A 24,432-nucleotide genomic window follows, 5' to 3' on the forward strand; every position below is an offset into this window, starting at 1 on the left:
ATCGATTGCAAAAGAAATCAACAAAAATCGACCGGGGTTTTCAAAGCCAAGCGGGTGGCGCCCTCCGGGCCGTGCATGTCGATGACAAAGCGCGTCGTGCTGACGTCCAGCGCCAGCTCGATGGCGTGGTCGCCATGGACCCAGCGCAAACGCAGGCCGGCTGTGCCCATGCGCTCTGCTTGGCATGTGCCCGCAAAGGCCGGGTGCGCGTTGCGCAGCTGAATCAAGGTGATCAGGTCTTGAACCACGGGGCGTTGCAAGGCTTGTTCGATCTCTGCGGTTTGGTAATGGTGGCGATTGATGTCGCGGCCGACCCCGGTTTGCGCCAGCAGCGCCATGTCGTTGTGGCCGGCCAGCAAGCCGGTGTAATAGACCTGCGGGATGCCGGGCAGGAAAAATTGCAGCGCCCGGGCCAGCAGATAAGCCGCGTCGTTGCGACCCAGCGCGTCGTAATAGGTGCAGTTGACTTGGTAGAGATCCAAGTTGGAGGCTGCGGCCCCGGTGGCTTGGCGGCTCTGGCCTTGGCTGGCGAGGTGGATCTTCTCGACCAAGGCATCCAGTTCGTGATCGGGCACCAAGCCGGGATGCCCTGCGCGGTCGCTGCTCTCGGCCCCGATATCGATGATGCCAATGCCGTCATGGGTGTCGAGCACCGTCAGCGCGTTGTGGGGCCGCTGGTCAATCCAGTCGCTCAAGGGGCCCGTGGTGCCAAAAGCCAGCGCGTGCAGGATCAGCGGCGGCAAGGCGAAGTCATAGACCCAATCCACCGCTTTGGCGATCTCGATCTGGCGCTGGTAATAGGCGTGCACTTCCACCAGCACTTCCAGACCGTGAGCGCGGGCCCGGTCGGCAAACTCGGCGATGAACGCAAAGGTCGCCGGTGTCATGAAGCTGCTGCTCCCGGCCTCTTTCACGGCGTAGCCCACCGCATCAAGCCGCACCATCGACACGCCTGAGCTGGCCAGACGAACCAAGATCGCCTCCAGATACGCCTGACCTTGGGGATGCTTGACGTCGATGTCGAGTTGTTGGGGGGTGAAGGTGGTCCAAAAAATCTGCTTGTCACCGTTGGCCAAGGTGATCGGTGTGAACGGCAAACCGGGACGCGGTCGGTAGATCGCCAGCAGATCAGCTTCAGTGGCGCCGTTCGGAAAAACAGCGTCCAGAGTCAGGAACAGGCCGGCATAGGGCGAGGCTGCGCCGTGGCGGGCGTAGTCCCGAAACTGCGGTGAGTCGCAGGACATGTGATTGACGATCACGTCCGCCATGATCGGGATGTCCTTGGCCAGACGGGCGATGTCTGACCAGTCACCGAGTTGGGGATCGACTTGCAGATGATCGATGGGATCGAAACCAGCGTCGGCCCCGTCGATCGGAAAAAAGAAAGGCAGCAGGTGAACGCCACCAAAGACCCCCTTCAAGGGGCCACCTAGGAGACGGTGCAGATCGGCAATGCCGCCGCCACAGAGGCGATCGACATAAGTGATGAGTTGGACTTGGTTACGCATGGTGGATGTCTGAGCGTGTCCGCTTCAAAGCGTGGTGATGCGGCGGTGATCCGCACCGAACAGATGCAGACCACCGGGAGCGGGTGCGATGCAAAGAGCTTGTCCGGGCTGCCAGTCACAGCGGCCGCAGGCGAGCTTCATGCACAGGGGCGCCTCCATGCCGGGTACGCGCAGGTACACTAACGTGGTGTCGCCCAAGTGTTCGATGACATCGACCTGCACGGGCCAGCCTTGGCCGGTGGGCACCGTGACCAGCGCCTCAGGGCGCACGCCAAGGTGCGCCACGCCTTGTTCGGTCTTGAAGGGCCGCCAAGGGCCCAAACCCTCGTGGCTCGCGGGGAGCAGGTTCATCTTCGGCGAGCCGAGGAACTGACCGACGAAGGTGTTGTCGGGGGCTTCGTAGAGCGCCAGCGGGGCGCCGACTTGTTCGATGTGACCGCCGTTGAAGACCGCGATCCGGTCGCCCATGGTCATGGCTTCGGTTTGATCGTGGGTGACGTAAATCATCGTCGTGCCCAGTTCACGGTGCAGCCGCGTCAGCTCGACGCGCATTTGCACGCGCAAATTGGCGTCGAGGTTGGAGAGCGGCTCGTCGAACAAAAAGACCGCAGGTTTGCGCACAATCGCCCGACCAATCGCTACTCGCTGGCGCTGGCCGCCCGAGAGTTGCCGGGGGTATTGATCCAGCAGATGGCTGATCTGCAAGATCTCGGCGGCGCGGCCCACACGCTCAGCGATCTCGGCCTTGGGGACTTTGTTGATGCGCAGGCCAAAGCGCATGTTGTCGCCCACGGTCATGTGCGGGTAAAGCGCGTAACTCTGAAACACCATGGCCACCCCGCGCTCGACCGGGGGTCGATGGGTGGCGTCTTGATCACCGATCAGCAGCTGGCCCTGTGAGATGCTTTCCAGCCCGGCGATCATGCGCAGCAAGGTGGATTTGCCGCAGCCCGAAGGGCCGACGAAGACCATGAACTCACCGTCCTGGATCGACAGATCGATGCCTTGGATGATTTCTGGGCCGCTGTCGTAGCTTTTGCGGATAGCGTTGAGCGTGATACGGGTCATATCGATCAGCCTTTGATGGCGCTGGAAACCACGCTGCGCACGAACCAGCGTTGGAAAACAAGAAACACCAGCAAGGTGGGCAAGGTGGCCAAAACGGCAAAGGCCATCACATCGCCCCATTGGCGCGGGAATTGACCAAAGAAGGTCTGCATCGCCAAAGGCAGGGTGGCATGCTCGTCGCCACGCACCACCATCACCGGCCAGAGCAGATCGCCCCAACGGGCCAGGCATTGCAAGACGGCCACGGTCGCAATCACCGGCTTGGACAGCGGCATCACGATGCTCCAGTAGATGCGCCACGGGCCGGCACCGTCCATCAGCGCGGCTTCTTCCAAATCCTTGGGCAGGGCGATGAAGGATTGATAGAACAGGTAGACCGAGAAAGCGTTGGCGACGAAGGGCAGCACCTGCACGTGGTAACTGTCCAGCCAGCCCTGCACCCAAGCCCCTTCGCTGAACCACGGCAGCTGGTTGACCAGCAGCAGCAAGGGCACGGCGATGGCTTCGAAGGGAATGACGATCAGGGCCACGATGCTGGCCAGCAGCACCTGGCGGCCGGGAAACTGAAAGCGTGCCAAGGCGTAGGCCAGCATGCTGTTGACCAGCAAACCCAGCACCACGGTGATGCCGACCAATCCGACCGAGTTGCAAAACGCCAGATCGAAGCGGGTGCGTTCCGCCACATCACGGAAGTTTTGCAGCGACAGATCGCCCACCGGCAAGAAGGCGCGCAAGGTGCCCATGTCTTGCAGCAGTTGCATCTCATCGCCCTTGAAGGCCGACACCCCCATGAACAGCAGCGGGAAGAGGAAGAACACGCACAGCAAGGCGTGCAGCACGTAGGCCACGAGCTTGGCTTGAAGCGCAGCTTTCATGCGACCGCCCGTTCTTCGCGGATGACCCAGCGCTGGAGCAGCGAAATCGCCAGCACGATCAGAAAAAACACCACCGACAGCGCCGAGGCGTAGCCGATGTTGCCGTTGCGGAACCCTTCGTGAACCATCAGCATGACCATGGTGCGAAAGCTGTCAACCGGCGCCGCCGCACCGCTGTTGGCGATGATCTGCACCTGCGTGAAGAGCTGGAAGGCGTAGATGGTGGTGGTGACCAGCACGAAGATGGTGGTGTTGCGCAGCATCGGCAGGGTGATCCAGCGCAACTGCTGCCAAGCACGCGCCCCTTCAAGCGTGGCGGCTTCATACAGATCGAGTGGAATGGCTTGCAGGCCGGCGAGAAACACCAGCATCTGAAAACCCACCCCCTGCCAGATGGAGAGCAGCATCACGGCGGGCATCACCAGCGCAGGATCGCGCAGCCAGTCTTGGGGCCCGATCTGCCCGAAGCTCAGCCCATCGACCATGCGGTTGATCACGCCTTGATCGGGGCTGTAGAGCAGCGACCAGATCACGGCTACGACCGACATGGTGGTGGCCACCGGCATGAAATAGATCGTGCGAAAGAGTCGGCTGCCGCGCAACTTTTGATTCACCAGCATGGCCAGAGCCAAGGCGAGCGCGGTTTGCACCGGCACCACGACGATCACGAAGCGCAGGTTGTTGCCCAAGGCGGCCCAGAAACTCTCGTCCTCCCAAAGACGCAGGTAGTTCTCGACGCCGACGAACTCGGTGGCGATGGCGGCGTGCGTGAGCAAGCGCTGATCGGTGAACGACAAGACGGCCGCCATCAGGAAGGGCACGACCAAGAAGGTCACCATCAGCAGCAGCCCCGGAGCGGCGAACAGCCACGGGGTGAACACCGATGAACGAGGGGATCTGGAGGACGACATAAAGCGCTCAAAAGTCAGGGGCATGGCCGAGAGGGGATCACTTGATCACCGGGTAGCCCTTGTTGTCCTTGAGGGTTTGATCGATCTTGCGCGCCGCACGGTCCAGCTCCTTTTTCGGGTCCGAACCCGCCAGCACGTTGTTCACCGCTTCGGCAAAGGCGGTGGTGATCACGGGGTAGGCTGGGGTGGCCGGCCGGATCACGGCCACGCCTTGCTGGATCTGCTCGGTGTAGATCGAAAGCGGGCCACCAGCGCTGTAGTTGCGGTTCTTGGCCAAGGCGCTGCGGGTGCCAGGGATGGCGCCATTGGCTTGGGTCACACGGGTGATCTCCTCGACCGACATCAGGTGCGCCAGCACGGTGGCCGCTGCCTTGGGTGCCTTGCAATCGGCGGAGAGGCCGAAGTTCCAAGAACCTGCTCCGGTCACGGCCTTGGCGCCAAACTTGGGCATCGGTATCAGCACCAGATCGTCGCCCAAGGCTTTGCGGTAATCGGCGTAGACCCAGTGACCCACATAAGACAGGGCCGATTTGCCCTTGATGAAGTCGCCGTCGTCTTTGGTGGATGGGTTGATCCAACCAGCTTTGGACCACGCTTGGAGCATGCCCAGCGCCTTGATGGCTTGCGGAGCGTTGATCGCACCTTGGGCCGAATGCAGGGTCTGGCGATCGATCAGATCACCGCCCATGCTTTGCACGATGGGTGAGAAGCCGTAGGTGAACCATTCGCCCATGCCGTAATTGAGCTTCATGTCGAGCGGGAAGGCCACGCCCGCGCTTTTGAGCTTTTTCAGCACATCTTCGAACTCAGTGAGCGACCATGCCTCACTGACTTGGGTCGGGATGCGCGCCCCGATTTTTTGCAGCAGCTTGCGCTGGCCCCAAAGCGCCAAGCCCGAGTCAAACTGTCCCAAGCTGTAGAGCTGCTGGTTGTAGGTGCCTTGACGCTTGAGCGAGGGCAGCAGTTCGGTCTCAGCGATCTGCTTCAACTCGGGAAACGCGTCCAAGGGGATGAGTTTTTGGGTCCACGCGTAGTTGTAGACGTTGGGGCCATCGAAATCGAGCACGCAAGGCAATTTGTGCGCCAAGGCGGCGGCGTTGACTTGATCGTTGTAGCTGCCTTCAGGCAAGCGCACGAGGTCAATGCGAACGTCCTTGTGGGCGCTGTTGAAGGCTTCGGCAGCCTGCGCGTAGGCCTTGGCCTCGGGGCCGGCGCCAGCATGAACCCACATCGAAACGACGGTTTGTGCGGATACGGAACCTGCCATCACGAGCAAGAGGGCCGCAGCATGATTTTTGGGTGATTGAAGGCACGTCATCCATCGCTCCTCGGGCTTTATTCGACCTTGAATTCAAACTCTTGGGTGGCAACGATGTCGCCCCCACCGCTGGTGAGGCACTGGTACTGCTGCAAGGCCGCACGCACTGCGCTATGAAAAATCTTGGGCCCCGAGACGATCTGTACGTCCACCACCCGGCCGCCACGAATCCGGACTTCGGCGCGGACTTTGCCGCTGATGCCTTCATCCAGGGCGCGTTCCGGCATCACGGGGGCGACTTGGCGCGGACAGGCCACGGTCATGTCTTGGCGGACCGGCCCCGTTGGGGACGGTGCTGGCGCGGGGGTGGGTGGCGGTAAAGGCTTGCTGGTCTGCACCGCCGTGATCGACGGCTCAGGCGCTGGCGCTGGTGGGGGCACCACGTCGGGGGGTGGGACGTAGGTTGGCGGCGGCGGCGCCTCGACCTTGGGGATCTCGGGGATTTTCTCGATCTTGGGCGGCGGAGGCGGTGGGGGCGGTGGCGGTAACTTCACCTCCTGCACGATGGTGGCTTCGAGGGGCCGCTTGACGATCTCAAAGGCTTGGCGGCCCAAGCCACTGACCAGCAAATACCCGATCAGCAGGTGTGCGCCGACCATGACGCCCAAGCCGGCAGGACTGAAGCGATTCGCTGGTTGGAAGCTCTTGTGCCCCGAGCCACGCATGGTGACGTGAGGGGTGGGCATGCTGGTGGTGTTCATTGGGCGAACTGCTCCGAGCCGACGACGCCGATCTTGGTCAGTCCCGTTCTTTGGGCCGAGGCCAAGACGCCCGCAACGATGTCATAACGCGCCTTGCGATCTGGGCGTAGATGCACCTCGGGTTGCACGGGGCGGGCGACTTGTTCCGACATGCGGCGTTCAAGGTCCTCGCGTTGAGCCACGATCTCGCCGTTCCATAGGACGTGTCCCCCAGCATCGATATCGATGCGCAGCACCTCCGGCTTGACATCGCTGGGCGGCGGATTGCCCGTGGGCATGTTCAGATTGACCGAATGCAACTGGACCGGGATGGTGATGATCAACATGATCAGCAGCACCAGCATCACGTCGATCAGCGGGGTTGTGTTGATGTCGGCCACCGGCTCATCCATGGGGGTGGCTGAGCGGCGTTTTTTCCGGTGATTCATCATCGCGTTTTCCTTCAACCCTTGGCGGGCGGCTCGGTGATGAAGCCAATCTTGCGAATCCCAGCGCGTTGGCAGGCGTAGATGATCTTGCCCACGGGCTCGTAGTCGCTGCGGAAATCACCCCGGATATGGACTTCGGGCTGCTGCGGCAAAACGGCGATCTTTTTCAAGCGCTCAATCAAGTCGTCACGGCTTTTGACCGGGGCGTCAAGCCAGTAGATCTGACCGGCGGCATCGACCGAAATCACAATGTCTTCCGGCTTGCTTTCGCGCACCTCGTTGCGTTCTTTGGGCAGATCCACCGGCACCGAGTAATTCACCACCGGAATAGTGATCAGGAAGATGATCAGCAGCACCAGCATCACGTCCACCAAGGGGGTGGTGTTGATGGCCGAGACGGCTTGGTCCTCCCCGCCAGCGGCGGGTATGTTCATGGCCATGATGAAAGCCTCTTAGGTGCGGGCCGGTTGTTGGGCCGAGGACAACAAGACGGTGTGCAGTTCACCCGAGAAATCGCGCACTTCGTCCATGACGGCGGTGTTGCGTCGCAGCAGCCAGTTGTAGCCCAGCACCGCAGGCACCGCCACCGCCAAGCCGATGGCGGTCATGATGAGCGACTCACCCACGGGGCCCGCGACCTTGTCGATGCTGGCTTGGCCGGCCACACCGATGGCGGTGAGCGCGTGATAGATCCCCCAGACGGTGCCGAACAAGCCGACGAAGGGGCTGGTGGAACCGACGGTGGCCAGCAGGCTCATGCCGTTGGCGAGGCGGCGCTGGATGCGTTCTGTGGCGCGGTGCAGTGACAGATCGACCCAATCGGCGAAATCCACCTTGGCGTGCAGGCCGCCGTGCTTGCTGCTGGCATGGAGCCCAGCTTCGGCCACGAAGCGGAAGGGGCTGCTTTGTTCGAGACGCTCGGTGCCTGTTTGGAGGGTGCCAGCGGGCCAGAACTCGTTTTCAGCCTTGCGCGCCTGACGCAGCATGCGGCCTTGCTCAAGCAGCTTGGTGACGATGACGTACCAGCTGCCCATGCTCATCACAGCCAAGATCATCAGCACCGCCTTGGCCACCAGATCGCTTTGGGTCCAAAGTGCTTCGAGGCCGTAAGGGTTGTCAAGCTTCTGGACTGCGGCGGCTTTGTGGGCCGCAGCCGGTAGCGCCGAGGCTGCGGTATCGATAGCCATGCGGGTGGATGCCGTTGTCTCAGCGGTGACGGCTTGGGGGGTCGTTGTCTGCGCTTGGGCTGTCACGGGGACAGCGGTGGTGAAGACACAAGCTGCAATACAAGCGATTGCAGCCAGTTGTGAGCGAAAGGTTTGATGCATGGCGAACGATTCGTTGGCTGACGCGGTTCCTAGAAGAGCAGCTGAGTCAACTGTGGGACTCAGCTTTTCGTCATTGGGCTGATGGTGTGATTTTGTGCTTATTGCAATCGATTGCATTAGGTATTTGCCCTAGTGAAATGGCTGCGTTTTTGGCCAAAAACGCAGCCCGATCCGACGGGTCTTTGCCATGATTTCGACCATGAAGAGGGTCGAAATCATGCGTGACCACCTCGGGTGAGGTTGGACATTCTCTGCCAGAGCGGGGTGGTGGATGACCGGTATGGTCGCCATGTCGGCGCATACACTTAAGGTGATTGCGCGTGGCACATGGTCATGCCTGCTACTTTCTTGGATATGAAATCTTCTCTATCGACTTCTGGTGGTGTGCGCCGTGCCACGCGGCTGCAAATGGCCGATATCGCACGTTTGGCTGGGGTGTCCACATCGACGGTTTCACGGGCGCTGAGTGGCAGCACGCTGGTCAATTTGGAAACGCGAACCCGTATCGTCGAGTTGGCACGTAGCTTGAACTACGCCATCAATGCGGGTGCGCAAAGTCTGCGTTTGCAACAAAACAAAACGGTGGCGATGGTGGTGCCTTATGACCCGACCACCCGCCAGCATTTGTCAGACCCGTTTTTCCTCAGTTTGATTGGCAGCGTGGCGGATGCGCTGACAGAGCAGGGGTACGACATGCTGTTGTCGCGCATTGATGCCGATCAGCTCGATGGTGCGATGCAGCTGTACGAAACTGGACGTGCGATCGGTGTGGTGTTGATTGGGCAGTGGCGCCATCACGATCAGCTCAATGCCATGGCGGTGCGTGGCATGCCCATGGTGGTGTGGGGCGCGCAGTTGCCTCAGCAAGCCTATGCCACGGTGGGCAGTGACAATTTTGAGGGTGGGCGTCTGGCGACCTTGCATCTGATTGATCAAGGCGCCAAGCACATCGCCTTTGTGGGCGATCCGCTGCTGCCTGAGATTGGTTTGCGCCATGCTGGGTATCTGCGGGCCCATACCGAACGGGGGCTGGCTGTGCAGCCTTCACTGTGTCTTCCCGCGCCGTTTGTGACGTCCGATATCCAGCAAAGTGTCAGCACCATGGTGCGAGAGGGTCGCCGTTTTGATGCCATCTTTGCCAGCAGCGATTTGGCGGCGATGACGTCGATCCTGACCTTAAGTCGGTTGGAGCGACGCGTGCCTGAGGATGTTTTGGTGGTGGGCTATGACGACATCACGCTGGCATCGCACTTCCATCCTTCCCTCAGCACCATTTGCCAGCCCATCGTCGATGCCGGTCGGGTGTTGGTGGAGGAACTGCTCCATCAGGTGGCCGGTGAATCCTCCCGTTCCCGGACCCTGCGCACCGAGTTGGTGGCCCGGGAAAGCTCACAACGCGTGCTGCATCCGTGAGGGATCGCGCACAGTCCATCGCGAGGGCGGCGATGGACTGTGCGATGCCGCAGTTTTGTCAAGCCGGCGCCAGTTTGCACAGGGATACTGCGTGTCCCCCCAAAGACTGTGCCGATGAAGACCGTTACCGAGCTGTACCACCAGAGTTTGGCTGAGCGTGGCTATCGCGCCGATGCCGCGCAGTTGCACGCCATCGCCACATTGCAGCGTTGCCAAAATGCGTGGTCGGCTTACAAGCTCCAGCGCGGCAATGCGTTGACCAAGATCTTGGTTCGCCCACCCCTGCCAAAGGGGGTGTACATGCACGGCGGGGTAGGGCGCGGCAAGAGCTTCTTGATGGACTGCTTTTATCAGGCTGTGCCGCTGACTCGCAAAACTCGATTGCATTTTCATGAGTTCATGCGAGAGGTGCATCGGCAGCTGCAAGACCTGAAGGGCACGCCCAACCCGCTTGATGAATTGGGCCGGCGGATTTCGCGGCGTTTTCGGCTGATCTGCTTTGATGAGTTTCATATTGCCGACGTGACCGATGCGATGATCCTGCACCGATTGTTGACAGCGCTGTTTGCCAATCGGGTCTCCATCATCACAACATCGAACTTCAGGCCGGATGATTTATATCCGAACGGTTTGCATCGAGATCGCATCCTGCCGGCCATTGAGTTGCTCAAGTCGCACATGGATGTGATCAACGTCGATGCGGGTACCGATTACCGCCAGCGGGCCTTGACCCACGTGCAGACCTACATGACGCCATTGGGTCATGAAACCGAGGTGCGGATGAGTGAGGCGTTTGATCGATTGGCGGAAGCCAAGGACGCCGATCCGCTGCTTCATATCGAGCACCGGCCCATCCGTGCTCGGCGACGAGCAGGTGGTGTGGTGTGGTTTGACTTCAAGGACTTATGCGGTGGTCCGCGTTCACAGAACGACTACTTGGAGCTGGCCTCGCAGTTCCACACCGTGCTGCTCTCTGGGGTGCCTTACATGCCGCCCAAGCTGGCCTCGGAGGCGCGTCGCTTCACATGGCTGGTCGATGTGCTTTACGACCGACACGTCAAGCTGTTGATGTCGGCCGAGGTTGAGCCCGAGCAGCTCTACACCGAGGGGCCCATGGTGCATGAGTTTCCACGCACGGTGTCTCGGTTGCGCGAAATGCAGTCGGCCGAGTTTTTGGCGACCGACTATCGCCGGGTGGATACCCGGTTGACCTGAGTCGAAGGGGCCTTAGCCCAAGGGGTCCATGCGGACCAAGGCCAAGGACAGGTTGTCGCCACCTCCGCGCGCCCGTTGGCGCGCCTTGCTGATCAGCATCTTGCTGGCGTCGCTGGGTTTGAGGGCGTTGACGATGGTGCCCAACTCGCGTGGGGTGAAGTAGTGCCACAGTCCGTCGCTGCAAAGCAGCAACGAATCGCCCACTTCGAGATGTTCGATGTGGTGCAGCACCAGCGGAGGATCTTCCTCGGCCCCCAAGCAGCCGACCAAGAGGTTCGACTGAGGGTGCGAGTTGGCCTCTTCTTCGGTGATCTTGCCTTGATCGACCAAGCGTTGCACCAAGGAATGGTCCAGCGTCCGGGTCACCATTTGGGCGCCTCGAAAGTGATAAACCCGCGAGTCTCCGGCGTGAATCACGTAGCCCTCTCGGTTGGGGGTGACCAAGCAAGCCGCAATGGTGCTGTGGGGTTCTTGCTCGGCCGTGATCGCGGTCATGCGAATCGTCATGTGGGATTCGCGCACCAATTGTTCGAGCAGTTCACCGGGTTTGTCCCGTGTCGGACTGAAAGCACCAAACAGTTGGCGCGCGATCATGATGACCTGATCGGAGGCTTTGCGACCTCCGCTCTTGCCGCCCATACCGTCAGCGACCACAGCCAGCAAGCAGCCTGGCATGCGCGGGTGCGGGATGATTTCAACCTGATCTTGTTGATACATGCGGTCGCCCCGGTCGATGCCGGTGGCCGCAGAAAGTCGGTAGCCTTGGGAAGGGGGATGGCTCATGGCTGAAAACTATAATCGGACCCAGTGGGTTGTTTTGCTTGATCAGAGGCCGGGTCTGTCGAGGACTGCCCAACATCTCCTGTATTTACGCATACGGCGCAGCAAAAGGTTGCGTCGTCCAGACGAGAAACAACCAACCATGATCCTGCATGACGTCTGATGCGTTGTCCCCATCGCCGCTTGGGCTTGAAGCCGAGGTGATCGATGTGTTCGCTGCCGAGGGGCCTTTGGCCCGATTGGAGTCGGGTTACCGCCCTCGGTCGGCGCAAATTCAACTGGCCCGTGCTGTGGCCCAAGCCTTGGAGCGTCGCCAAGTGCTCGTGGCGGAGGCGGGCACCGGAGTGGGCAAAACCTACGCTTACTTGGTGCCTGTTTTGTTGGCTGGGCTGCGGGTGGTGGTCAGCACTGCCACCAAAGCCTTGCAGGATCAGCTCTTCTTGCGCGATTTGCCGCGTCTGACGCGCGCTTTGGGGCTTCCTGTGCAGGCGGCTTTGCTGAAGGGCCGAGGGGCGTACCTTTGTTTGCATCGTCTCGAAGAAGCCCGTCATCGTTTGCCGTTTCCTGCTGATCCGCGCATGTTGCGCGATTTGGGTCGCGTCGAAGTGTGGGCACGCACCACGCTCAGTGGTGACATGGCCGAGGTGGCTGAACTCGATGAGCGCACGCCGGTGCGATCTTGGGTCACGTCTTCGCGGGATAACTGCTTGGGCGGCGATTGTCCCCGATTGCGGGACTGCCACGTGCTGAAGGCTCGGCGTGAGGCGTTGCAAGCCGACGTGGTGGTGGTCAATCACGCCTTGTTCTTTGCGGACATGAGTCTGCGTGATGGTGGTTTGGCCGAACTGTTGCCCCAAGTCGATGCGGTGGTGCTGGACGAAGCGCATCAGCTCAACGAAATTGGGGTGCAGTTTCTCGGTCGAACCCTGGCCTCGGGGGCTTGGTTGGAATTGGGGCGAGATCTCTTGGCGGTGGGTCTGACCAAAGCCCGTGGCTTGCAGGACTGGCGTGCCTTGTCCGGGCGTATCGAGCGCCAAGTGCGCCTTTGGGCCCTGACGCTTGCTGAATCGCATGGCCGTCGATCGGGCCGTCTGCGTTGGGATGACGTGGTTGATCGCCCCGATTTTCGACCCGGTTTGCAGGCTTTGATGCCCTTGGGGGATGAACTGTTGGCCGCGTTGGAGCCTGTGCGTGGCATGGATCCAGAGCTGGAACGCCTTTTTCAGCGCGCCCAAAGTTTGACCGACAGTGTGCGTTTGTTTGACGCTGAAACCCCGCCACATCGGGTTCGTTGGGTGGATGTGCTTGGCTCGAACGGCGTTTTGACCGAGGCCCCCTTGGATCTGCGTGAAGCGCTGCGTGAGCCCTTGGCCAAGCCAGGTCGAGCCTGGGTGATGACGTCGGCCACCTTGGGTGAGACCGAAACCTTGGATTGGTTCACCCGTAGTTTGGGCCTGAAGGAGGCTCAGACCTTGCGGGTGGAAAGTCCGTTCGACTACGCCACCCAAGCCCGACTCTGGGTGCCGGAGCATTTGCCCCGACCGCAAGACGCGGCCCACTCTTTGGCGGTCGCGGCGGTGGCGGCTCAATGTGTGCGTCAACTGGGTGGTCGGACGTTTGTGCTGACAACCAGCCTGCGGGCGTTGGGCAGCATCGGGGAGGCGCTGCATCAGCATTTCGTGGCCACCCCTGCTGACGTTGGCCCAGCCGTTGAGATCTTGGTGCAAGGTCACGAGCCGCGTCGCGCCTTGTTGGCGCGCTTCGTCGCGGCCGGTCGTGAGGGCCGTGCTGCCGTGTTGGTGGGCTCGCAAAGTTTCTGGGAGGGCATTGATGTGCCCGGCGTGGCTTTGCAGTGTGTCGTGATCGACAAGTTGCCCTTCCCCGTGCCCGATGATCCTTGGATGGATGCGCGTGCCAAAGCCTGTCAGGCCGAAGGGGGTGATGCGTTCAGGGATGTGTCCCTGCCTGAAACAGCGATTGCCTTGAAACAAGGGGCGGGTCGATTGATTCGCAGCGAAAGTGATCTGGGCTTGCTGGTGATTTGTGATGTCCGCTTGGTGCGGATGTTTTACGGTCGCAGGCTGATCAAAGCCTTGCCGCCCATGCCTCGATTGGGTCATGAGGATCAGGCCATGGCTTGGCTGCGGCAGTTGAGGGCCTATGAAGCCTGAGCGGACTGACGGTGCGCCCAATGTCACCAGAGATGCCACCAACGCTTGCGTGAAGGCTCAAAGCCTTGGGCCAAATAGGGACTGTTGGGGTAGTTCAGGCGCATCACCCGTTCAGTATCTTGCTTGAGGGGTGTCAGGCCGAGCTGCTCGTAGCTTTTGAGCAGGATGAACAGCGCTTCTTCCGTGGCCGGGACACCGCGAAAATCTTTAACCACCCGTTGCGCACGATTGATCGCGGCGACGAAGGCATGGCGCTGGTAGTAGTAGCGCGCCACATGCACCTCATAGGCGGCCAGCGAATGGGTGATGTAGTCCATGCGCAGTTGCGCATCGGGGGCGTAGCGCGAATCGGGATATCGGTCGGTGACGACCTTGAACGACTGATACGCCTCCTTGGCCGCTTGCTGATCCCGTTCGGTCAGATCTTGCTTGCTCCAATTGCCAAAGATGCCCAAATCGTCGTTGAAATTGATCAGGCCTTGCAGGTAATAGGCGTAGTCAAGCGCTGGGCTTGTCGGGTGCATTTTCAAGAAACGCTCGACGATGGCGAGGGACTGCGCACGTTCTTGCTGGCGGAAATAGATGTAGGCCTGCTCCAGCTGGGCTTGCTGACCCAGCAAGGAGCCTGTGGCGCGGTTTTCAACCTTCTCGAACAGTTGCCGGGCTTGCTCCAACCCGCCACCGTCAAGCTCTTCGCGTGCCATTGCGTACAATTTTTCGGGACTTTCTCGCTCGCTGTTGCTGAGTGCGGAGTTGCTGCTGCACCCCGATAATCCAGCCGCCAGCCCGAGTCCGAGGCTGATCAGGGCCATGCGCAGAACCTGCATGCTGGGGCCCAAGAAAGTCAATCGCAAGTTGGTCGGTCTCATGGGGCCGTGTTTTTTCATTGTCAGGTTGGTCCGAAGAGAGCGCGAATTATATGAATGACCCTCTGGCATGGGCTGAAGTATCTGCCACCGATGAGATGGCCTCCCCGGCATGGGAGGCCGAAACCCGTACCGAACGCGTGGATGAAACCGGGCATGGTGAACGCTTGGACCGCTGGTTGGGTCGCTTGGCGGGCGAGTTTTCACGCAATCATCTCCAGAGCCTGATCCGTGACGGCCACGTCAGTGTCAACGGTTTGGCCATCAATACGCCGTCGCGCAAGGTCCAGATGGGCCAAAACGTCAGCGTGACGCTGATGCCAACAGCGCAGAGCCAAGCCTTCAAGCCGGAGCCGATTGCTTTGGATGTGTGCTTCGAAGATGCGCATGTGGTGGTGGTCAACAAGCCGGCAGGCATGGTGGTCCATCCGGCCGCTGGCAACTGGTCGGGAACTCTGCTCAATGGCTTGCTGGCCCGCTACCCAGCCTCGGTCCAGTTAGCCCGGGCTGGGATCGTGCATCGGCTCGACAAGGACACCAGCGGCTTGATGGTGGTGGCCAGAACCTTGGAGGCGCAAACGGCGTTGACCCGCATGATCGCTGACCGGGTGGTGCGGCGCGAGTACTGTGCCCTTGTGCATGGCCGGGTGGCTGCGACCTTGACAACGATTGATGCGCCCATTGGACGGGACCCGATTTCTCGGGTCCGCATGGCCGTCGTGGCGGGGGGGCGGCCTTCGCGAACGGATGTGCGCTGCGTCGAAGCGGGGACCATCAGCGCGATCCTGTGCCGCTTGCATACCGGGCGTACCCATCAGATCCGAGTCCACATGGCCAGTCGCGGGCACCCCTTGGTGGCGGATGAGGTCTATGGCGGACGTGTCGCGCTGGGGTTGAGCCGGCAGGCCTTGCATGCCTTGCGTTTGGCCTTTGATCATCCGATTCATGGCCAGCCCTTGGCTTTTGAATCGGACCCGCCAGACGATTTGCGCGCAGCTTGGCAAGGTGTGACTGGGCAGAAATCGGTGATTGGGTACAATCGCGCCGCCTGAGTCGTTTGACCTTTCAACCGGCCAGAGCCAAGCCGCCAAGTTCTTGATCGATGCTTGATGCTGAGGGGCGATCAAGGACGATAAACGCGAAGATGTGCGGCCAGTTGCTGCCCGTGCGCCAGGACGCCTTGTCCTGCCCTGCTCCGACACTGTGAAAAGCGCAGTACGGATTTTTAGATGAAGTCATGAACACCCAAGATGCAAAGCGCGTTCTTGAGGCCGCTCTTATCTGCGCGGATCAGGCGTTGTCGATGCGTGATATGCAGACCCTGTTTGCCGATGAGTTGAGTCCTGACTGCCTGCGGGACGTCTTGACTGAGCTTGAGCGCGACTGGGGGTCGTCGCGTGGCCTGTGTTTGGTGCAGGTGGCTACGGGGTGGCGGTTTCAGAGTCAACCCGATGTGCAGGTCTATTTGGACCGTTTGCATCCGGAGAAACCGCCGCGCTATTCCCGGGCAGTGCTGGAGACCTTGGCCATCATTGCCTATCGCCAGCCTGTGACCCGGGGCGACATTGAACAAATTCGTGGGGTGGGTGTGAGTACGCCCATCGTGCGGCAACTTGAAGATCGGGGTTGGATCGAAGTGATCGGCCATCGTGAGGGCCCGGGGCGACCTGCTTTGTATGCCACCACGCGCCATTTTCTGGACGATCTTGGTCTCCAATCCCTGCGGCAACTGCCGCAACCTCTCCAGCCGGCCGGGCCTGACACCGTGGCCGACACCGTGGCTGACGCGATTTCTGTCGCGCTCGGTTGAATTTCAGTTTTCCAGGCCCGAGGCCACACCATGAACGATCCTCAAGACAACGCGTCTTCCTCCCTTCCGTCAGCCGATCTTGCCGAGACCGCTGAGAAGCCCGTGGTGAAGCGTCGCAGCCCTCGCCGCAAGGTGGTGGTTGATGCCGCACCTGCCGAGGTTGCGCCGACAGCGGCCGACGTTGCGGCACCGATGGACGCCGCGCCGTCGATGGTTTCTGAGGTTGAAGCTGCCGTTGAGGCCCCCGCTGAGCCGGTCAAGCGTCGTCGCTTGCGCAAGCCCGTGGTGGCGGCCGAGCCGGTTCTGTCCAATGTGCCGTCCGATGTGCCATCCGATGTGCCGGTCGCAGGGCAAACCCCGGTGATCGCCCAAGACGCTCAAAGCTCCGAAGACGCCCCTCCCCAAGAGGGGGTGACTCCGGCGGCGGTTGACGAATCTGCCGAGGTTGCGCCGACCCCCGTGGAAGGCTTTGCCTTTGCCGACGTGGTGTCGGGTGCCTATGACGCCGAAGACAGCGCTGCTTCTGAGGCCGTGGCATCGACTGAACCGACCAAGCGCGTTTTAAGCGCCGATGCGGATGCACCCAAGCTGCACAAAGTGCTGGCACAAGTGGGTGTCGGGTCACGTCGCGACATGGAACAACTCATCATGGATGGGCGTGTTTCGGTCAACGGCGAGCCAGCCCATTTGGGGATGCGCATCACCTACGGCGATGAGATCAAGGTAGCGGGACGTGTGGTCAAGGTGCGGATCGCTCCGCCCGTGCCGCGCATCTTGGCCTATCACAAGCCGGTGGGCGAAGTGGTGACCCACAACGACCCCGAAGGCCGTCCGACGGTGTTTCGCCGTTTGCCGCGCTTGGGTCACGGCAAGTGGCTCTCGGTGGGGCGTTTGGATCTGAACACGGAAGGGCTGCTGCTGTTCACCAACTCGGGTGAATTGGCCAATCAGTTGATGCATCCGCGCTTTGGCGTGGAGCGTGAATACGCGGTGCGCGTGCTCGGTACTTTGGATGACGTCGGGCGTGATCGCCTGCTGACGGGTGTCGATATCGAAGGCCAGAAGGCGTCCTTCAAGTCGATTGAAAATGGTGGCGGCGAAGGCATCAATCACTGGTACCGGGTGGTGATCACCGAAGGTCGTAACCGTGAAGTGCGCAAGCTGTTCGACGCGGTGGGTCTGACGGTCAGCCGACTGATCCGGATCCGTTACGCCTCGGTCGTGCTGCCTCGTGGGCTCAAGCGTGGCATCTGGGTCGAGTTGGGTGAGGCTGATGTGCGCCAAATCTCTCGCATGGCCGGCATCGATCCTGACCAAGTCCCGCAGCGCCGTGAGCGCTCTGCGGCGCCGGTGCGTCAGCAGTCCGGACAAGACGGTGCGGGCCGTGGGTCGGGCCGAGGCGGGCGTCAAGGGGGTCCGACCGGTGTGATGGGCCAAGCACCGCAAGGCCAAGTTGAGCGCAATGAGCGCCATGAGCCGCAGCGCGGTGGTCAAGCGGCGTCAGGTCGTCCTGGTGGCAAGGGCCAAGGTGGGCAGCCGCAGCGTGGGGGGCGGCCGAATGATCGCGGTGGTGATCGTCAGCCGCCGTCGGATCGCCAAGGTGAGCGCCAAGGCAACGGTTTCCAAGGCCGTCGTCCGAACACGAACCCGTATCCGAACGAACAGCGCGCCGAGCCGCGTCGCCAAGTGGTGGCCGATGACTTGCCGGATGACGGTCCGATGCACATCCCCAATCCGCTGGAACAAACCTTTGACCGGCGCTTCGCCACCGGCTCCAAGCGCATCAGTTCTGGCTTTGGCCGACCGACCGAAGAGCCGATCCGCCAAGAGGCGGGTCGTCAAGGTCGTGGCAAGGGTCAAGGGCCGAAGCAACCGGACCCGATGCAGACGTCGGTGGGTTATATCGGTGCAGATGCCTACTTTACGAAGCCCGGTGGGGGTGGTCGCCGAGGCGGTCGGCGCTAGAATGCCCGGTTTTTCACATCACTGATTTGCAGGAGTATTGACCCATGGCTATCGAACGCGCCCTTTCCATCATCAAGCCCGACGCCGTTGCCAAGAACGTGATCGGCCAGATCTACAGCCGCTTTGAAGGCGCTGGCCTGAAGATCGCCGCTGCCAAGTTGGTGCATCTGTCACGCGCTGAAGCCGAAGCTTTCTACGCGGTGCACAAGGCTCGCCCGTTCTTCAACGATCTGGTGACGTTCATGATCTCCGGCCCGGTCATGATCCAAGTGCTGGAAGGCGAAAACGCCATTCTGAAAAATCGCGAACTGATGGGCGCAACCGACCCGAAGAAGGCTGAGAAGGGCACCATCCGCGCTGACTTCGCTGATTCGATCGACGCCAACGCCGTGCACGGCTCGGACGCCCCGGAAACCGCTGCTGTTGAAGTGGCGTTCTTCTTCCCCGGCCTGAACGTTTACAGCCGCTGATCGTCGCTTTCAATGACCGCAGTCAATCTGCTTGATTTCGACCTCGACGCGCTGGCAGCTTATTGCGAACGGCTCGGCGAGAAACGCTTCCGGGCGGTCCAGCTCTTTCGCTGGATCCATCAACGTGGGGCCACTGATTTCGAGCAGATGACGGATCTGGCCAAGTCGCTCAGGTCCAAGCTGTCTGGGGTGGCGGTGATTCAACCGCTGCCCGTTATTTCTGAACACGCTTCCACCGACGGCACCGTCAAATGGTTGTTTGACGTTGGCGCCGGCAATGCGGTGGAGGCGGTGTTCATCCCCGAAGACGACCGGGGCACGTTGTGTGTGTCCTCTCAAGCCGGTTGTGCGGTCGGTTGTCGCTTTTGTTCTACAGGGCATCAGGGCTTTTCGCGCAATCTCTCCACGGGCGAGATCTTGGCGCAGCTCTGGTACGCCGAACACAGTTTGCGGCGCCATGCCGCCACCCGCACTCCGCATCGCTTGGGCCCCCAAGGGCTCCAAGGAACGCAGCCCGTGGAGCGCGTCATCACCAACGTCGTGATGATGGGCATGGGCGAGCCGCTGCAAAACTACGCAGCGGTGTTGCCTGCGCTGCGCGTGATGCTTGATGACCACGGCTACGGCCTGTCGCGGCGGCGCGTCACGGTCTCGACCTCCGGGGTGGTGCCGATGATGGATCGGCTGGGTGCTGATCTGCCGGTGGCTCTTGCCGTGTCGCTGCATGCGCCCGACGATGCGCTGCGTGATCCCCTCGTGCCGATCAATCGCAAGTACCCGTTGGCCGAGTTGCTGGGGGCTTGCCAGCGCTACTTGAAGACCGCGCCGCGCGACTTCATCACCTTCGAATATTGCATGCTGGACGGTGTCAACGACACCGAGGCCCATGCGCGGGCCTTGCTCGCCTTGGTCGGATCGCAGGGGCCGGTGGGCCGCGTGCCGTGCAAGTTCAATCTGATTCCTTTCAATCCGTTCCCCGCCTCAGGCCTGCTGCGTTCCAAGCGTGAACAGGTCGAAGCCTTTGCCCGCGTGTTGATCGAAGGCGGCTTGGTCACCACGGTGCGCAAGACGCGCGGCGATGACATCGACGCCGCCTGTGGTCAGCTGGCGGGAGAAGTTCAAGACCGCACCCGTGCGGTGGTGCGTATGACGCGAGGCCCGGTGCTTGCGGCGCAGCGGAGCGATCAGCCATGAGGCGGTTTGCCAGCCTTGGGCTGTGGATGGCGGTGATGCTCTGGCTCGGTGTGATGTCCGGCTGTGCCAGCTCGGGTTCGTCCTCGGGTTCCGGCTCCTCGGCGGATGGCAATGGCGGTCAGCATGCTGATTTGGTCACATCGTCGGACGAGACGGATGTCGATAAGCGCTCGCGCCTGCGGCTGGAATTGGCCTCGGCCTACTTTTCCCAAGGGCAGACGGGCACCGCGCTCGACGAAGTCAAGCGCGCCTTGCAAGCCAATCCCAACAACGTCCCGGCCTACAACCTGCGGGGACTGATCTACGCCAGTTTGGGCGAGCCTGGACTGGCTGATGAGAGCTTCCGCCGTGCTTTGCAGATCAGCCCACAAGATGGCGACACCTTGCAGAACTACGGCTGGACGCTGTGTGGCTTGAAACGCTATCCCGAGGCGGCGGTGCAATTCAATGCTGTGCTGGCTTTGCCGCAGTGGCGTGAACCCGCCAAAACCTTGCTGGCGCAAGGCGTTTGCCAAGCCCGGTCTGGCGATTTGGCCTCGGCTGAAACAACCTTGGTGCAAAGCTACGAGTTGGATGCGGCCAACATGACGACGGCGCTCAATCTGTCGGAAGTGTTGTTCCGTCGGGGTGATTTGGAACGGGCTTTTTTCTACATCCAGCGGGTCAATGCGGTGCCGGAGAAGGCCAATCCAGAAACGCTCTGGCTGGCGCTGCGTATCGAGAAAAAACGTGGTCATCGGTCCGCCATGGATGAATTGGGGCAGCAACTGCGCAGCCGCTTTCCGGGGACACGACAAGCGATAGCGTATGAACGGGGACAGTTCGATGAGTAATGAGGACGCGGTCGGTGTGGCACAGGGTGTTGCCGCTGCCGATCCTGCCACCGATGAAGCCACCACGGCCACCACGTCGGCGGGTGAGATGCTGCGTAGCCTGCGCGAAGCCCAAGGTGTCGAGTTATCCGCCTTGGCCAGCGCCTTGAAGGTTTCGGTTCACAAGCTCGAAATGTTGGAGGCCAATCGATTCCAAGAGTTGCCGGGCATGGCGTTTGTGCGTTCGCTGACGCAGTCCATGTGCCGCCAGTTGCATGTCGATGCTCGGCCCGTGATGGCGTTGTTGCCGAGTACGGCCATGACGCCAGACTCGTTGGAAACCGTGAGCCGAGGTTTGGCGGAGCCGTTCCGTGAGCCGCTGACACGGACCGATCCGACCCGTTGGCCGGAGTGGTTACGACCCACGGTGTTGGGGCCTGCCTTGCTCCTTTTGATCGCCCTTGGTTTTTGGTTGGCCCCGGGGCGTTCTGCGGTGACGGCGGCCGATGCCGATATGGGTGCCAGCATGCCTTCGGTGACCGTCCCTGCGGCCTCGACGGGCTTGGTGACAACATCGTCGTCCTCCCTCTTGACGCCTGCTGCGGCCTCCACGGCCAGCGCGCCGGGTGCGGCTTCAGCAGGAGGGGTGGTGGGGCCGTTGCCCTTGGTGGCCGCTTCGGCCTCGATCACCGAAACGGTGGTGACCGAGACGGTGCATCTGGTGCCCAATGAGGCGCCGACCGCATCCAATCCGCCGCCTCATGTGGCCGGCCAAGTGGTGCTGCGTACCTCGGCTGAATCATGGGTGGAGGCCCGCGATGCGGCCGGGCAGTCTTTGCTGGCGCGTATGTTGATGCCGGGCGAGGTGGTGGGCTTGGATGGCGCGATGCCCGTGCGGGTCAAGATTGGCAATGTGTCGGGCACGACCTTGACCTTTCGTGGTCAAGCGGTCGATTTGGCCCCTTTTGCGCGCGACAACGTGGCGCGCGTGGAGTTGAAATGAGTGCGTCTGACATGACCTTGGCCCCCATCCCTTTGGGCGAACCGGCCCCGCGCCGCAGCCTTCAGGCCCGCGTGGTTTGGGGGGATCGGGTCGTGACCGTCGGCGGCGACGCGCCGGTGCGCGTGCAGTCGATGACCAACACCGACACGGTCGATGTCATCGGCACCGCAATCCAGGTGAAAGAGCTGGCGTTGGCCGGCTCGGAGATGGTGCGCATCACCGTCAACACGCCGGAAGCGGCCGCAGCCGTGCCTGAGATCCGTGCCCAGCTTGACCGCATGCAGATCGACGTGCCCTTGATCGGCGACTTTCACTACAACGGGCATCGCCTGCTGACGGACTTCCCCGAGATGGCGCAAGCGCTGTCCAAGTACCGTATCAACCCCGGCAACGTCGGCAAGGGTGACAAGCGAGATCGCCAGTTCGGCTTAATGATCGAAGCGGCCCTGCGTCACGACAAACCGGTGCGTATCGGCGTGAACTGGGGTAGCTTGGATCAAGACTTGCTGGCGCAGTTGATGGACCAAAACGCCCAACGCGCGCAGCCGTGGGAAGCCCGACAGGTGATGTACGAGGCGCTGATTCAGTCGGCGCTGGATTCCGCTGCCTACGCGGTGGAGCTCGGCATGAACCCAGCGCAGGTGCTGATCAGCTGCAAGGTCTCGGGCGTGCAGGATCTGATCGCGGTCTATCGTGAACTGGCCAAGCGTTGTGATTACCCGCTGCATCTGGGCTTGACCGAAGCGGGCATGGCGACCAAGGGTACGGTGGCTTCGAGTGCGGCGCTGGCTGTGCTGCTGCAACAAGGCATTGGCGACACGATCCGCGTTTCACTCACGCCCCAGCCGGGCGAAGCCCGCACCCAAGAGGTGGTGGTGGCGCTGGAGATCCTTCAGGCTTTGGGCCTACGCACCTTTGTGCCGAGCGTCACCGCGTGCCCCGGTTGTGGGCGCACCACCAGCACCACCTTCCAAGAGCTTGCCAAGGGCATCGACGATTATTTGCGCGCCAGCATGCCGCTTTGGCGTGCCAAGTATCCGGGCGTGGAGCACCTCAAGGTGGCCGTGATGGGCTGCATCGTCAACGGTCCCGGTGAGAGCAAGCACGCTGACATCGGTATCAGCTTGCCCGGCACCGGCGAAGCGCCAGCTGCGCCCGTTTTCATCGACGGTGAGAAGGCGCTGACCCTGCGTGGCGAAGGCATCGCCACCGAATTTCAAGCCTTGGTTGAGCAATACATTGAACGCCGTTTTGGCACTTCCGGCACTTCCTGATGAGCGAAAAACTCCAAGCCGTCAAAGGCATGAACGACCTGCTGCCACCCGATTCGGCACGCTGGGAATGGTTGGAAGAGACGGTGCGCGCGTTGATGCGTCGCTACGGCTACGCCAACATCCGCACCCCCATCGTCGAGCCGACGCCGCTGTTTGTGCGCGGTTTGGGCGAAGTGACCGACATCGTCGAGAAGGAGATGTATTCCTTCGAAGACAAGATGAACGGCGACGCGTTGACGCTGCGTCCTGAAGGCACCGCTGGGGTGGTGCGCGCTGTGGTGCAAAACAACTTGCTCTACGACGGCGGCAAGCGGCTGTTCTACATCGGTCCGATGTTTCGCCACGAGCGGCCGCAAAAGGGGCGCTATCGCCAGTTCCACCAAGTCGGTGTCGAGGCCATGGGCTTTGCCGGCCCGGACGTGGACGCCGAAGTGATCTTGATGGCGCGCAGCCTATGGCGTGATCTGGGCTTGAGCGATGTGCGCCTCGAACTCAATAGCCTTGGCCAACCGCCAGAGCGCCAAGCGCACCGTGCGGCGTTGATCACGTACTTCGAAGCCCATCTTGATCAGCTCGATGAAGAAGCCAAACGGCGTTTGCATAGCAACCCGCTGCGCATCCTCGACACCAAAAACCCGGCCATGCAAGCCTTGGTCGAAGCGGCGCCGCAGTTGATGGATTTCTTGGGTGAAGCGTCGATCAAGCATCTGAACGCGGTGCGTGCGGTGCTTGATGCCGTCGGCCAGCCCTATCGCATCAACCCGCGCTTGGTGCGCGGCATGGACTACTACAACCTGACGGTGTTCGAGTGGGTCACCGATCGCCTTGGCGCGCAAGGCACGGTGTGCGGCGGTGGGCGCTACGACGGCTTGATCGAACAGATTGGCGGCAAGTCGGCCCCGGCGGTGGGTTGGGGCTTGGGTGTCGAGCGTGTGCTCGCGTTGCTGGAAGAGGGCGGTGTGACGCCACCAGCGCAGGGGCCTGACGCTTACGCGGTGGTGCCGGATGCGCAAGCCTTGCCGCAAGTCACGGCGGTGATCGAACAGCTGCGCGCTGCGGGCGTCAAAGTGATGCAGCACGCCGGTGGCAAAGATGGCCAAGGCAGCATGAAATCGCAGTTCAAGAAAGCCGATGCCAGCGGCGCACGTTTTGCCTTGGTGTTCGGTGGCGATGAACTTGCGCAAGGCATGGTGGCGCTCAAGCCGCTGCGCGCTGGTGGGGGCGAGCAGTGCTTGAAGCCTCTGGCGGATGTGGCGGCTTGGGGGCAAGACTTGGTGGGTGGTGCCGCCTGAGAGGGCTGGGGCCGCATAATCGCGAATTTT

23 protein-coding genes and 1 pseudogene are annotated in these 24,432 nt (G+C 61.5%); 12 read left to right on the forward strand and 12 right to left on the reverse strand.

The genetic code is table 11. The annotated features are described in order from the left end of the window. Positions 1-17: 17 nt before the first annotated feature. Genes gtfA through AB3X39_RS01275 form a run of 9 tightly spaced genes read right to left on the reverse strand, consistent with a single transcriptional unit; the run spans position 18 to position 8,137 of the window. Positions 18-1,508 (reverse strand): sucrose phosphorylase, encoded by a 1,491-nt coding sequence (gene gtfA, locus AB3X39_RS01235; RefSeq protein ID WP_369415533.1) that lies wholly within the window; start codon positions 1,506-1,508, stop codon positions 18-20. A gap of 24 nt (positions 1,509-1,532) precedes the next feature. Beyond that, positions 1,533-2,576 carry an ABC transporter ATP-binding protein gene (locus tag AB3X39_RS01240; protein WP_369415534.1) on the reverse strand — a complete coding sequence of 348 codons (1,044 nt, stop codon included), beginning with the start codon at positions 2,574-2,576 and terminating at the stop codon, positions 1,533-1,535. Between the two features lie 5 nt (positions 2,577-2,581). Continuing rightward, on the reverse strand, positions 2,582-3,451 hold the full coding sequence (locus tag AB3X39_RS01245; RefSeq protein ID WP_369415535.1) for a carbohydrate ABC transporter permease: 870 nt from the start codon (positions 3,449-3,451) through the stop codon (positions 2,582-2,584). Continuing rightward, positions 3,448-4,386: a carbohydrate ABC transporter permease gene (locus AB3X39_RS01250; RefSeq protein WP_369415537.1), complete on the reverse strand. Its 939-nt coding sequence runs from the start codon at positions 4,384-4,386 to the stop codon at positions 3,448-3,450. Before AB3X39_RS01250 ends, AB3X39_RS01245 begins: the two co-directional genes overlap by 4 nt. A 13-nt stretch (positions 4,387-4,399) precedes the next feature. Further along, positions 4,400-5,680: an ABC transporter substrate-binding protein gene (locus AB3X39_RS01255; RefSeq protein ID WP_369415538.1), complete on the reverse strand. Its 1,281-nt coding sequence runs from the start codon at positions 5,678-5,680 to the stop codon at positions 4,400-4,402. 17 nt (positions 5,681-5,697) lie between these two features. Continuing rightward, positions 5,698-6,366, reverse strand: a complete 669-nt coding sequence (locus AB3X39_RS01260; protein ID WP_369415539.1) for an energy transducer TonB — start codon at positions 6,364-6,366, stop codon at positions 5,698-5,700. Between the two features lie 11 nt (positions 6,367-6,377). Next, entirely contained in the window at positions 6,378-6,809 is a 432-nt protein-coding gene (locus tag AB3X39_RS01265; RefSeq protein ID WP_369415540.1) for an ExbD/TolR family protein, read from the reverse strand. Positions 6,810-6,823: 14 nt separating this feature from the next. Further along, positions 6,824-7,249 (reverse strand): ExbD/TolR family protein, encoded by a 426-nt coding sequence (locus AB3X39_RS01270; protein WP_369415541.1) that lies wholly within the window; start codon positions 7,247-7,249, stop codon positions 6,824-6,826. A 12-nt stretch (positions 7,250-7,261) separates the two neighbouring features. Next, the gene (locus AB3X39_RS01275; RefSeq protein WP_369415542.1) at positions 7,262-8,137 is read right to left on the reverse strand and encodes a MotA/TolQ/ExbB proton channel family protein; all 876 of its coding nucleotides are present in this window, start codon (positions 8,135-8,137) and stop codon (positions 7,262-7,264) included. A gap of 354 nt (positions 8,138-8,491) precedes the next feature. On the opposite strand from AB3X39_RS01275, the gene AB3X39_RS01280 reads away from it, so the two are divergent. Both AB3X39_RS01280 and zapE read left to right on the forward strand, forming a co-directional pair. Further along, complete coding sequence (locus AB3X39_RS01280; RefSeq protein ID WP_369415543.1) at positions 8,492-9,550, forward strand: LacI family DNA-binding transcriptional regulator; 1,059 nt, start codon at positions 8,492-8,494, stop codon at positions 9,548-9,550. Positions 9,551-9,664: 114 nt separating this feature from the next. Next, positions 9,665-10,765, forward strand: a complete 1,101-nt coding sequence (zapE, locus tag AB3X39_RS01285; protein ID WP_369415545.1) for a cell division protein ZapE — start codon at positions 9,665-9,667, stop codon at positions 10,763-10,765. 12 nt (positions 10,766-10,777) lie between these two features. On the opposite strand, the gene AB3X39_RS01290 is transcribed toward zapE, so the two are convergent. Beyond that, positions 10,778-11,548: a PP2C family protein-serine/threonine phosphatase gene (locus AB3X39_RS01290; protein ID WP_369415547.1), complete on the reverse strand. Its 771-nt coding sequence runs from the start codon at positions 11,546-11,548 to the stop codon at positions 10,778-10,780. A 149-nt stretch (positions 11,549-11,697) separates the two neighbouring features. Here AB3X39_RS01290 and AB3X39_RS01295 point away from each other — a divergent pair, with 149 nt between their 5' ends. Beyond that, positions 11,698-13,716: a DNA repair helicase YoaA gene (locus AB3X39_RS01295; protein WP_369415548.1), complete on the forward strand. Its 2,019-nt coding sequence runs from the start codon at positions 11,698-11,700 to the stop codon at positions 13,714-13,716. Between the two features lie 23 nt (positions 13,717-13,739). Here AB3X39_RS01295 and AB3X39_RS01300 read toward each other — a convergent pair whose 3' ends face one another. Further along, on the reverse strand, positions 13,740-14,585 hold the full coding sequence (locus AB3X39_RS01300) for an outer membrane protein assembly factor BamD (protein WP_369415549.1): 846 nt from the start codon (positions 14,583-14,585) through the stop codon (positions 13,740-13,742). Between the two features lie 50 nt (positions 14,586-14,635). Between AB3X39_RS01300 and AB3X39_RS01305 the strand changes: the two genes are divergently transcribed. After that, positions 14,636-15,634: an RluA family pseudouridine synthase gene (locus AB3X39_RS01305; RefSeq protein WP_369415550.1), complete on the forward strand. Its 999-nt coding sequence runs from the start codon at positions 14,636-14,638 to the stop codon at positions 15,632-15,634. A gap of 13 nt (positions 15,635-15,647) precedes the next feature. Here AB3X39_RS01305 and AB3X39_RS01310 read toward each other — a convergent pair whose 3' ends face one another. Continuing rightward, a complete protein-coding gene (locus tag AB3X39_RS01310) occupies positions 15,648-15,821 on the reverse strand; it encodes a hypothetical protein (protein WP_369415551.1) in 174 nt (57 codons plus the stop codon). Here AB3X39_RS01310 and scpB point away from each other — a divergent pair. The 8 genes and pseudogenes from scpB to hisS form a co-directional block, all read left to right on the forward strand. Continuing rightward, positions 15,820-16,332: pseudogene (gene scpB, locus AB3X39_RS01315) on the forward strand (SMC-Scp complex subunit ScpB); the annotation flags it as partial. The gene AB3X39_RS01310 and the pseudogene scpB overlap by 2 nt on opposite strands. A gap of 90 nt (positions 16,333-16,422) precedes the next feature. Further along, positions 16,423-18,357 carry a 23S rRNA pseudouridine(2605) synthase RluB gene (gene rluB, locus AB3X39_RS01320; protein WP_369415552.1) on the forward strand — a complete coding sequence of 645 codons (1,935 nt, stop codon included), beginning with the start codon at positions 16,423-16,425 and terminating at the stop codon, positions 18,355-18,357. Between the two features lie 44 nt (positions 18,358-18,401). Further along, complete coding sequence (ndk, locus tag AB3X39_RS01325; protein ID WP_369415553.1) at positions 18,402-18,827, forward strand: nucleoside-diphosphate kinase; 426 nt, start codon at positions 18,402-18,404, stop codon at positions 18,825-18,827. Between the two features lie 12 nt (positions 18,828-18,839). Beyond that, complete coding sequence (gene rlmN / locus AB3X39_RS01330) at positions 18,840-20,021, forward strand: dual-specificity RNA methyltransferase RlmN (RefSeq protein ID WP_369415554.1); 1,182 nt, start codon at positions 18,840-18,842, stop codon at positions 20,019-20,021. Next, positions 20,018-20,854 carry a type IV pilus biogenesis/stability protein PilW gene (gene pilW, locus AB3X39_RS01335; RefSeq protein ID WP_369415555.1) on the forward strand — a complete coding sequence of 279 codons (837 nt, stop codon included), beginning with the start codon at positions 20,018-20,020 and terminating at the stop codon, positions 20,852-20,854. Before rlmN ends, pilW begins: the two co-directional genes overlap by 4 nt. Continuing rightward, complete coding sequence (locus AB3X39_RS01340; RefSeq protein WP_369415556.1) at positions 20,847-21,836, forward strand: helix-turn-helix domain-containing protein; 990 nt, start codon at positions 20,847-20,849, stop codon at positions 21,834-21,836. Before pilW ends, AB3X39_RS01340 begins: the two co-directional genes overlap by 8 nt. After that, complete coding sequence (gene ispG / locus AB3X39_RS01345) at positions 21,833-23,110, forward strand: flavodoxin-dependent (E)-4-hydroxy-3-methylbut-2-enyl-diphosphate synthase (RefSeq protein ID WP_369415557.1); 1,278 nt, start codon at positions 21,833-21,835, stop codon at positions 23,108-23,110. Before AB3X39_RS01340 ends, ispG begins: the two co-directional genes overlap by 4 nt. Further along, entirely contained in the window at positions 23,110-24,402 is a 1,293-nt protein-coding gene (gene hisS / locus AB3X39_RS01350) for a histidine--tRNA ligase (RefSeq protein ID WP_369415558.1), read from the forward strand. Before ispG ends, hisS begins: the two co-directional genes overlap by 1 nt. Positions 24,403-24,432: the final 30 nt, after the last annotated feature.

Origin of the sequence: Leptothrix ochracea (assembly GCF_041083635.1) — a bacterium.
GTDB lineage: Bacteria > Pseudomonadota > Gammaproteobacteria > Burkholderiales > Burkholderiaceae_C > Sphaerotilus > Sphaerotilus ochraceus.

Bases quoted from the DNA above. Each gene is read 5' to 3' on its own strand.
- AB3X39_RS01245 (WP_369415535.1), bottom strand. From the start codon at position 3,451: ATGAAAGCTGCGCTTCAAGCCAAGCTCGTGGCCTACGTGCTGCACGCC.
- AB3X39_RS01340 (WP_369415556.1), top strand. From the start codon at position 20,847: ATGAGTAATGAGGACGCGGTCGGTGTGGCACAGGGTGTTGCCGCTGCC.
- gtfA (WP_369415533.1), bottom strand. From the start codon at position 1,508: ATGCGTAACCAAGTCCAACTCATCACTTATGTCGATCGCCTCTGTGGC.
- AB3X39_RS01290 (WP_369415547.1), bottom strand. From the start codon at position 11,548: ATGAGCCATCCCCCTTCCCAAGGCTACCGACTTTCTGCGGCCACCGGC.
- AB3X39_RS01310 (WP_369415551.1), bottom strand. From the start codon at position 15,821: ATGACTTCATCTAAAAATCCGTACTGCGCTTTTCACAGTGTCGGAGCA.
- AB3X39_RS01295 (WP_369415548.1), top strand. From the start codon at position 11,698: ATGACGTCTGATGCGTTGTCCCCATCGCCGCTTGGGCTTGAAGCCGAG.
- AB3X39_RS01300 (WP_369415549.1), bottom strand. From the start codon at position 14,585: ATGAGACCGACCAACTTGCGATTGACTTTCTTGGGCCCCAGCATGCAG.
- AB3X39_RS01240 (WP_369415534.1), bottom strand. From the start codon at position 2,576: ATGACCCGTATCACGCTCAACGCTATCCGCAAAAGCTACGACAGCGGC.
- AB3X39_RS01265 (WP_369415540.1), bottom strand. From the start codon at position 6,809: ATGAATCACCGGAAAAAACGCCGCTCAGCCACCCCCATGGATGAGCCG.
- AB3X39_RS01275 (WP_369415542.1), bottom strand. From the start codon at position 8,137: ATGCATCAAACCTTTCGCTCACAACTGGCTGCAATCGCTTGTATTGCA.
- zapE (WP_369415545.1), top strand. From the start codon at position 9,665: ATGAAGACCGTTACCGAGCTGTACCACCAGAGTTTGGCTGAGCGTGGC.
- hisS (WP_369415558.1), top strand. From the start codon at position 23,110: ATGAGCGAAAAACTCCAAGCCGTCAAAGGCATGAACGACCTGCTGCCA.
- AB3X39_RS01305 (WP_369415550.1), top strand. From the start codon at position 14,636: ATGAATGACCCTCTGGCATGGGCTGAAGTATCTGCCACCGATGAGATG.
- AB3X39_RS01270 (WP_369415541.1), bottom strand. From the start codon at position 7,249: ATGGCCATGAACATACCCGCCGCTGGCGGGGAGGACCAAGCCGTCTCG.
- AB3X39_RS01250 (WP_369415537.1), bottom strand. From the start codon at position 4,386: ATGCCCCTGACTTTTGAGCGCTTTATGTCGTCCTCCAGATCCCCTCGT.
- AB3X39_RS01260 (WP_369415539.1), bottom strand. From the start codon at position 6,366: ATGCCCACCCCTCACGTCACCATGCGTGGCTCGGGGCACAAGAGCTTC.
- ispG (WP_369415557.1), top strand. From the start codon at position 21,833: ATGAGTGCGTCTGACATGACCTTGGCCCCCATCCCTTTGGGCGAACCG.
- rlmN (WP_369415554.1), top strand. From the start codon at position 18,840: ATGACCGCAGTCAATCTGCTTGATTTCGACCTCGACGCGCTGGCAGCT.
- AB3X39_RS01255 (WP_369415538.1), bottom strand. From the start codon at position 5,680: ATGACGTGCCTTCAATCACCCAAAAATCATGCTGCGGCCCTCTTGCTC.
- pilW (WP_369415555.1), top strand. From the start codon at position 20,018: ATGAGGCGGTTTGCCAGCCTTGGGCTGTGGATGGCGGTGATGCTCTGG.
- AB3X39_RS01280 (WP_369415543.1), top strand. From the start codon at position 8,492: ATGAAATCTTCTCTATCGACTTCTGGTGGTGTGCGCCGTGCCACGCGG.
- rluB (WP_369415552.1), top strand. From the start codon at position 16,423: ATGAACGATCCTCAAGACAACGCGTCTTCCTCCCTTCCGTCAGCCGAT.
- ndk (WP_369415553.1), top strand. From the start codon at position 18,402: ATGGCTATCGAACGCGCCCTTTCCATCATCAAGCCCGACGCCGTTGCC.